Origin of the sequence: Pseudofrankia asymbiotica, assembly GCF_001983105.1 — a bacterium.
GTDB classification, from domain to species: Bacteria; Actinomycetota; Actinomycetes; order Frankiales; family Frankiaceae; genus Pseudofrankia; species Pseudofrankia asymbiotica.
The window spans coordinates 1-5,580 of sequence record NZ_MOMC01000151.1 but is presented as its reverse complement, the minus strand read 5'-3'; the positions used below and the strand labels follow the sequence as shown (position 1 = coordinate 5,580).

Below are 5,580 nucleotides of genomic sequence, written 5' to 3'. Positions count from 1 at the left end.
CCCAACAAGCCGTCATCCACACCGCCCTCACCAACGCCCACCTCACACCCACCGACATCGACGCCATCGAAGCCCACGGCACCGGCACCCGCCTCGGCGACCCCATCGAAGCCCAAGCCCTCACCACCGCCTACAACAACCGACCCCCCAACCAACCCCTCTGGCTCGGCTCCCTCAAATCCAACATCGGCCACACCCAAGCCGCCGCCGGAGCCGCCGGAATCATCAAAATCATCACCGCCCTCCACCACAACACCCTCCCCAAAACCCTCCACGCCACCRCACCCACCACCATGATCAACTGGGAGGAAAGCCCCCTCACCCTCCTCACCGAACCCACACCCTGGCCAAACCACAACCGCCCCCGCCGCGCCGCCATCTCCGCCTTCGGCATCAGCGGAACAAACGCCCACACCATCATCGAACAAGCACCAACAACACCCACGCCAAAAACAGCAGAAACAGAAAGTGACACGGAAACAGCGGCGGAAACGGCCAGGGCTTCCACCGCGAGCCACGCGGACCCCCACCCACCACGGCGACAGCTCACGAGCGTGCCGTGGATCGTCTCAGGCCGGGACTCGCTGTCCGTCCGGGCCCAGGCGAGGGCGCTGGCCAGGTACGTCCAGCGCAATCCCGACGCCGAGGTCGCGGACGTGGGGCTCTCGCTCGCCACCCGCCGGGCCGCGCTGGACCAGCGGGCGGTGCTCGTCGGGGCGGACCGCGCCGAGCTCCTCGACGGCCTGGCCCGCCTGGCGGACGGGGACGATCTCGTCGAGCTGCTGCCGAGCGCCGAGCGCCGGTCGGGGCGGACCGCCTTCCTGTTCACTGGGCAGGGCTCCCAGCGGGTGGGCGCGGGACGAGAGCTGTACGCGTCCTCGCCCGTGTTCGCCGCCGCGCTGGACGCGGTGTGCGCGCGGTTGGACACCCGGCTCGAACGACCACTGAAGAGCGTCCTATTCGGCCTCGACGACGAAGACGGCTCTACGCCCCTCGACCAGACGATGTACACGCAGGCGGCGCTGTTCGCTCTTGAGACCGCACTGTTCCGGCTGCTCGAACATCACGGTGTCACCCCGGATCTCATGATCGGGCACTCGATCGGCGAGATCACCGCGGCTCACCTCGCCGGGGTGCTGGACCTCGCCGACGCCTGCCTGCTGGTCGCCGAGCGCGGCCGGCTGATGCAGTCCGCCCGCCCCGGCGGCGCCATGACGGCCATCGCGGCGAGCGAGGAGGAGGTCCGCGCGACGATCCAGGATGGCTCCGCCGTCGGGATCGCGGCCGTCAACGGACCCACGTCGACCGTGATCTCCGGCGACGAGGCGGCCGTCGACAGGCTGGCGGCGCAGTGGCGCGACGAGGGGCGCCGGATACGGCGGCTCCCGGTCAGCCATGCCTTCCACTCGCCGCACATGGACGACGTGCTCGACGAGTTCCGCTCGGTCGTGTCGGGATTGAAACTTCGGTCACCGGCTGTTCCCGTGGTCTCCAACGTCACCGGTGAGCTGGCGACGACCGACGAGCTGACGTCCGTCGACTACTGGGTGAGACACCTGCGCGGCACGGTCCGCTTCGCCGACGGTGTCCGCTTCGCCGAGGGCCGGGGCGTCACGGACTGGGTGGAGGTGGGCCCGGACGCGACACTGGCCACCCTGGCGTCGCAGGGCCTGGCGGCACCCCCCGCCTCGGTGACAGCCCTCCTGCGCCCCGGTCGCCGTGAGGAACGTACCGTCGCCGAGGCCGTCGGCCGGCTGGCGGCCAGAGGGGCGAAGGTCCGCTGGGACGCCGTCTTCGCCGGAGCCACCCGGGTCACGCTGCCGACGTACGCGTTCACCCGCGCCCGGTACTGGCTCGACGCGCCCGCTCCCACCACCGATCCCACCGGGATCGGCCTGGTGACCGTCGACCATCCGCTGCTGAGCGCCGCCACCGCGCTCGCGGACCGCGATGGCTGGGTTCTCAGCGGTCGACTGTCCCACCGTTCCCATCCGTGGCTGCTCGACCACACAGTGGCCGGCGTCGTGCTCGTCCCCGCGACGGCCGTCCTCGAGATGGCGTTGCTAGCGGCTACGCAGGTCGGCGCTGTGAGCGTCTCGGAACTCACGCTCTCGACGCCGATGGTGCTGCCGGACGACGGCGGTGTGCGGGTGCAGGTGATCGTGGGCGAGGACGACGGCACCGGGCACCGTGACCTGAAGATCTACTCTCAGCCCGATGCGGCGGCCGGCCCGGCGCCGCATGGTGTGGATCAGGGCAGAGTCGGCTGGACCCCGCACGCGGTCGGTCGGCTCGGCCCGGCGAGCCCGCGCGACCCCGGAGACCTGCTGCTCTGGCCACCGCCGGGAGCGACCGAGCTCGAACTGACCGATGCCTATCCGCGGCTGGCGGAGCGAGGCTACGACTACGGGCCGGCCTTCCAGGGCCTGCGCCGGCTCTGGCGCGCCGGGGACACGCTCTACGCCGAGGTCCGGCTGGACGACGAGCGGCGGTCCGAAGCCGGTTCCTACTCTCTGCACCCCGCCCTGCTGGACGCGGCGCTGCACCCGCTGCTTCCCGCGGCCGTCGGCGAGGACGGCCCCGACCTGCTGCCGTTCTCGTGGACCGGCGTCCGCGTCCACTCCCGAGGTGCCTCGTCGTTGCGGGTGCGGCTGGTCTCGGGCGAAGGCGATCCGCGGACGAGGCGCGTCTCCCTGCTGGCGGCGGACAGCGCGGGCACCGCCGTCGCCGCCGTCGACGCGCTGCTGCTGCGGCCGCTGTCGACACAGGCTCTCCAGACCGCGCGCGGCGCCCGCGACGACGATCTCCTCCGGGTCGGCTGGGAGGCGGTGAGCGCGCCGGGGAACGCCGGCGGGCATCCGCCGCGCGTCGTCGTGCTGCCACTCGACCCGGGTCTCACGGCCGCGGAGGGCGTGGCGGCGCACGAGCTCGCCCGAAGCACGATCGACCAGGCTCTGACGGCGGTCCAGGGCTTCCTCGCCGACGAGCGGTTCACCGACGCCCGCCTGCTGGTGGTCTCCCGCAGCGCCGTCGCGACGGCGGTTGGCGAGGACGTGGCCGGTCTCCACCAGGCTGGTGTCTGGGGACTGCTGCGATCCGCGCAGTCGGAGCACCCCGGCCGGCTGGTACTGGTGGACGTCGAGGCCGGCCTCAAGCTGGATCTCGGCCACGACCAACTCGCGGGGACGGGCCTGATCCCTGGTGCCTCGGTTTTCGACGCGGCGTCCGCTGACCACCCACTGGCGCGCGCGCTCGCGACCGGGGAGCCGCAGGTGGCTGTCCGCTCGGCGCCTGACGGTGGTCCGCGCCTCCTCGTACCGCGGCTGCGGCACCTGGCGCCGGCCGCGCTCCCCGAGCATCAGACCGGCCAGGAGGTGGGCGACGGCCAACCCCGGTGGCACGAGGGCACCGTCCTGATCACCGGCGGGACCGGCGCCCTCGCCGGCGCCCTCGCTCGCCACCTCGTGGACCGCCACGGCGCGCGCCGGCTGCTCCTGGTCAGCCGTGCCGGCCCGGCCGCGAAGGGCGCGGCGGAACTGCGCGACGAGCTCGTCGGCGCCGGCGCCGACGTCACCATCAGTGCCTGTGACGTCTCCGACGCCGGCGCCCTCGCCGCGCTCCTCGGGTGTGTCCCCGAGGAGCACCCGCTCACCGCCGTGATCCACACGGCCGGTGTCCTGGACGACGGCGTRCTCACCGGTCTCACGCCCGAACGGCTCGCGACAGTGCTGAAACCCAAGATCGACGCCGCCTGGCATCTGCATCGCCTCACCCAGGAACAGCCGCACGGCCGGTCGCTGCGCGCCTTCGTCCTCTACTCCTCGGTCGCCGGCCTGCTGGGTACCGCCGGCCAGGCGAACTACGCGGCGGCCAACGCCTACCTCGATGCTCTTGCCCACCACCGCGTGGCCCACGGCCTGCCCGCCGTCTCGCTCGCCTGGGGCCTGTGGGACACAGCCAGCGCCATGACGGGCGAGCTGACCGAGGCCGACCGGCGAAGGCTCGCGCGCTCCGGCCTGCGACCGCTCTCGGTCCAGCGGGCCATGGAGCTCTTCAACATCGCCCTCGCCTCCGGGGAGGCGCTGGTGGCCGTCACGCCGATCGACGCGGCGGCTCCCGGCCTCGACGAGCCCGGCGCCTCACCGCTCGTGCGCGGTCTCGCCGCGGGCCGGCCGAAGACGCCACCGGTCACCGCCGCCGAGCCGGGCAGGGGCGGCACCTCGCTGCGGGAACGGCTGAGCAGGCTGACGGCCGCCGACCGGGACCAGGTCCTGATAAACCTCGTCCAAGCGCAGGTGGGTGGAGTCCTCGGGCACGGGGACAACTTCTCGGTTGCCCCCGGCCTCTCCTTCGTGGAGTTCGGCTTCGACTCCCTGACTGCCGTCGAACTGCGAAACCGACTCAACAGCGCTACCGGACTGCAACTTCCGGTCAGCCTGGTCTTCGATCATCCGAGCATCGAGGCGGTGGCGTCCTTCCTACGTGAGCAGCTGGCAGTCAGTGGTTCCTCTCCGGCCGAGCCGCTCCTCTCGGAGCTCACCAGGCTCGAGGAGGCGATCCGGGCGATCGACCCGGACAAGATCACCCATGGCCAGATCGGTTTGCGGCTGCTGGAGATGCTCGCCTACACCGACTCGGTCTCCGGGCGGGGTCCCGCTCCTGAGCTGCTCTGGGAGGGCGGGACGGACGACGAGATCGACCTCGACACGGCAAGCGACAAGGAACTCTTCGCCCTCCTCGACGACGTCGACGGCGAGGTAGCGCCCGACTAAGAGCCCACCGGCCGGTGCGCGTGCCCATGCGGGAGCTCCGCGCGGGCACGCGCGCCTGTTCCGAGCGGCGCGCCGGGGCCTGGCGGCGCCTGAACGCCCGCCGTGGGTGGCCCCGCCAACAGACGACGAAACCTGGGGAGTTGAGATCCCGTATGGCGAACGAAGAAGAACTCCGCACCTATCTTCGGCGGGCGATAGCGGACGCCCGTGACGCGCGCAGGCGTCTGCACGAGCTGGAGCGTTCCCGCGCAGGCGACGCCACCCCGGAGCCGATCGCGGTCGTGGGCATGGCGTGTCGGCTGCCGGGTGGGGTGGCTTCGCCGGAGGACCTGTGGCGGCTGGTCTCCGAGGGCGTCGACGCGATCAGCGAGTTCCCGACGAACCGCGGCTGGGATCTCGACCACCTCCATGACGCCGATCCGGAGCGCGTCGGCCACAGCTATGGGCGGGAGGGCGGATTCCTGCACGCCGCCGGCGACTTCGACGCCGAGTTCTTCGGGATGTCGCCCCGCGAGGCACTCGCCGTGGACCCACAGCAGCGGCTCCTGTTGGAGACGGCCTGGGAGACGTTCGAGGACGCGGGCATCGACCCGGCCACCCTGCGCGGCAGCCGCACCGGCGTCTTCACCGGAGTGATGTACAGCGACTACGGCTCGCGGCCCGATCTGCCCGGAGACGGATTCGAGGGATATCTGTTCAGCGGCAGCGCGGGAAGCGTCGCCTCGGGGCGGGTGGCGTACACGTTCGGGCTCCAGGGCCCGGCCATCTCCGTCGACACGGCCTGCTCCTCCTCCCTCGTCGCCATCCA

The 5,580-nt window shown here is 72.0% G+C and carries 2 protein-coding genes; both read left to right on the top strand.

Going from position 1 to position 5,580, the window contains the following annotated elements:
- Positions 1 to 14 precede the first annotated feature (14 nt).
- The gene (locus tag BL253_RS38815; protein WP_420801763.1) at positions 15 to 4,772 is read left to right on the top strand and encodes a type I polyketide synthase; all 4,758 of its coding nucleotides are present in this window, start codon (positions 15 to 17) and stop codon (positions 4,770 to 4,772) included.
- Positions 4,773 to 4,912: 140 nt separating this feature from the next.
- The coding region (locus BL253_RS38810) for a beta-ketoacyl synthase N-terminal-like domain-containing protein (RefSeq protein WP_476644145.1) at positions 4,913 to 5,580 on the top strand (668 nt) is incomplete at its 3' end.